This window comes from Methanococcoides sp. (assembly GCF_030594565.1).
In the GTDB taxonomy this organism is placed as follows: Archaea; Halobacteriota; Methanosarcinia; order Methanosarcinales; family Methanosarcinaceae; genus Methanococcoides; species Methanococcoides seepicolus.
On sequence record NZ_JAUVEY010000188.1, the window covers coordinates 1 to 3045 of the forward strand.

The 3045-nt window shown below is 39.8% G+C and carries 2 protein-coding genes; one reads left to right on the top strand and one right to left on the bottom strand.

Going from position 1 to position 3045, the window contains the following annotated elements:
• Window positions 1-176 precede the first annotated feature (176 nt).
• Window positions 177-344 carry a hypothetical protein gene (locus QAS77_RS11275; RefSeq protein WP_250868817.1) on the bottom strand — a complete coding sequence of 56 codons (168 nt, stop codon included), beginning with the start codon at window positions 342-344 and terminating at the stop codon, window positions 177-179.
• A 542-nt stretch (window positions 345-886) separates the two neighbouring features.
• Between QAS77_RS11275 and QAS77_RS11280 the strand changes: the two genes are divergently transcribed.
• Window positions 887-2770, top strand: coding sequence for a PAS domain-containing sensor histidine kinase (locus tag QAS77_RS11280; RefSeq protein ID WP_305065641.1), 1884 nt, complete (start codon window positions 887-889; stop codon window positions 2768-2770).
• Window positions 2771-3045: the final 275 nt, after the last annotated feature.

Genomic DNA, 3045 nt, shown 5'->3' on the forward strand with positions numbered 1-3045 from the left:
GTGTTGCATTCTTCTCTAATTTTATCTGCTTGTCTAACTCTTCAACGGTCATATGCCGTTCAATAAAGATCCCCTCAGGTCTAACCATGGAACAGTCTATATAACGAATTAGTCTAATAATTTGGGGTTTTAACTATAAATAAAGGAGTTTCCGGTCTTACGGAGGGCTCCTTTACTTAGAAGAGGTTAGCATAAGATGAAAGTCTGAGGAAGGCCATCAGGGCAATGGATACTGTAAGGGTGGCAATGAATGCTCCGTTGCCATCGATTTTAAGTCCTCTATTTGTCCATTCAAGGATACCGTCTTCTTCATCCATTGTAGAACCTGCGTAGTATGTGTCCATTTCTTCTTTCCTCCTGGTTTTATGGGCAATGAATATCTATCACGATTAATCACTGCACACATCTATAACGATTAATCATTTATTAAGGTTTCGGAGTAAAGAATTATTTGTATAATTCATATTTTTCATGATACCATGGTCTCACACAATAAGTCGGGGATATAGGTATCTAAGAAAAATACCACTGTTTTTAAATTTTAATTTTTCAGGGTTCGAGTTTCATCCTTCGCACAGCAAGTCGCAGAAGCCCCTTATCCTGAAACTGATGCCATGATATGTCATCCACCTTCTTTTTTATACCATTCAAAAGGCTTTGTACAATTTTAAAGCCGTTGTCCCTTTTGAGACCTCAGTCCATTTTACGCATCAGACGCCGATTATAACGGGATTGGGCTATATCTGAACGACAACAACCTATCTATTAGATCAAGAGTTCCTGTTTCTTCTACTCTTGATCGACTCATTTATGACTTTTGAAGATTGGGATCTTCAACGCAAAGCAAGTCGGGGATATAGTTAAGAGCAATTGTGGGGGGACGTTGATGAGTGATTTATCTATCGAGAAAGGGCTACTGGAGAGTGAAGATATATACAAAGCGTTGTTTGAAGGTACTGCCGAGGGGATACTTGTTGCAGATATTGAAACAAAAGAATTCCTGTTTGCCAATCCAGCTATGTGCAAAATGTTAGGTTATACGGAAGAAGAATTGCTGCAAAAGAGTGTACTTGACATTCATCAGAAAAATGATCTGAAATGTGCGATTTCTGAATTTGAGAGCCAGGCACGAGGAGAGAAAACCTTATCGTCATCCAGACCCTGTTTGCGAAAAAACGGAACAACGCTATATGCAGATATTAACACAACTAATGTCTTGATAAATGGAAGAGGATGTAATGTAGGTTTCTTCACAGATACCACCGAGCGCAAGAAAATTGAAGAAGAGCTGCTGTTGAAAAACAAGGTATTCGAGTCATCGCTTTCCGCTAATAGCACTTCCAAGGTTGACGGTATAATTAATCATGCAAATGCTGCATTCGTGGAAATATGGGGATATGACAGTCTGGAGGAAGTTGTCGGCCACCCGATTCCGTACTTCTTTGTTAATCCTGATGATGCATTGCCGATACTCGAATTGCTCAACAAGACTGGCAAGTGGGAAGGAAACTACCTTGCAAAAAGGAAAGACGGCTCTACATTTATCGCGCAGAGCCTTGCATCCGTAATCAGGGACGAAAAAGGCAAACTGATCGGCTACCATTCCTCGGTGATAGACATCACCGAGCGGAAGCAGATGGAAGAAGCTCTACGTAAGAGTGAAGCCAGTTTAGCCAATGCACAGCGTATTTCTCATATTGGCAATTGGGATTGGGACATCGTTAACAATAAGTTAAAATTCTCAGAAGAGATATATCACATCCTTGGGATGGAAACCCAGGAATTCGGGGATACCAATGAGGATTTTTTAAAGTTCGTCCATCCTGATGACGAGTTGTTTGTTCAAGATAATATAAATAAGGCAATATATGAACATAAACCGTATAGTATTGACTACCGCCTTCTTTTGCTCGATGGCTCAGAATGTACTGTTCATGAGGAAGCCGAAGTTACGTTTAATGAAACCGGTCAGGCCATTCGAATGTTTGGGACTATGCAGGACATAACCATTCGCAAGCAAGCAGAAGATGCAATGTTCAATGCAAAACTTGCTGCGGAAGCTGCCAACAAATCCAAGGCCGAATTTATTGCAAATATGACCCATGAGCTAAGCACACCCCTTAACGCTGTCATCGGATTCTCTGAAATGTTACTGTTGGGAACTTTCGGAACGCTCAATGATAAACAAACAAAATATGCGAACAATATTAATTCAAGCGGAAAACACTTGCTGGATGTGATCAACGATATTCTTGACCTTTCAAAAATTGAAGCTGGAAAGATGGAACTTCATATTAATGAATTCTTTGTATCCGATGCTATTGGTGAAGTAGAAGCATTGATGATACCTATTGCATCACAGAAGAATATTGACCTGACATGTAACATCGACATTGAAACACCTACCATAAAAGCAGACACAATAAAATTCAAGCAGATTCTTTACAAGCTCGTGAGCAACGCCATTAAGTTCACGGTTCAAGGAGGTTTTGTGACAATCGGAGGAAAAATATCAGAGCACCTTGTCCAGATTTATGTAGAGGACAGTGGCATTGGCATTTCACCAGGGGATCAGGATAAACTGTTCAACCCTTTCTTTCAAGCGGATTCTTCAAGTACCAGAGAGTCTGGGGGTACCGGTCTTGGCCTTGCACTTATCAAGAAATTTGTTGAAATGCACGGTGGGAAAATCTGGGTCGAAAGTGAAGTTGGAAAAGGAAGTACGTTCACATTTAGAATTCCAACCGATTTTGAAAACACATTCTTTTGATTTATTTTATCTCAAATACAACTGCTTTGGTAGACAGCATTTGTACTTTGTCATTCCTTGATCACAGTAACTCACTCTTTTTTATTTTCTCTGTCAACGCTACTCCAACCGCTTGGGCGATACCGTCATCAATCAAAGTATTGCTACGACTTGATTTATTTTGATGTTTGAATTTTGAAAAGAGGATCTCTACAAAGCTAATAATCCAAACCGTCATTGATCACTGCTTATTTCCCGTTCTTCTCTTGTATTTTCTGCTATTTCTTTATACAATT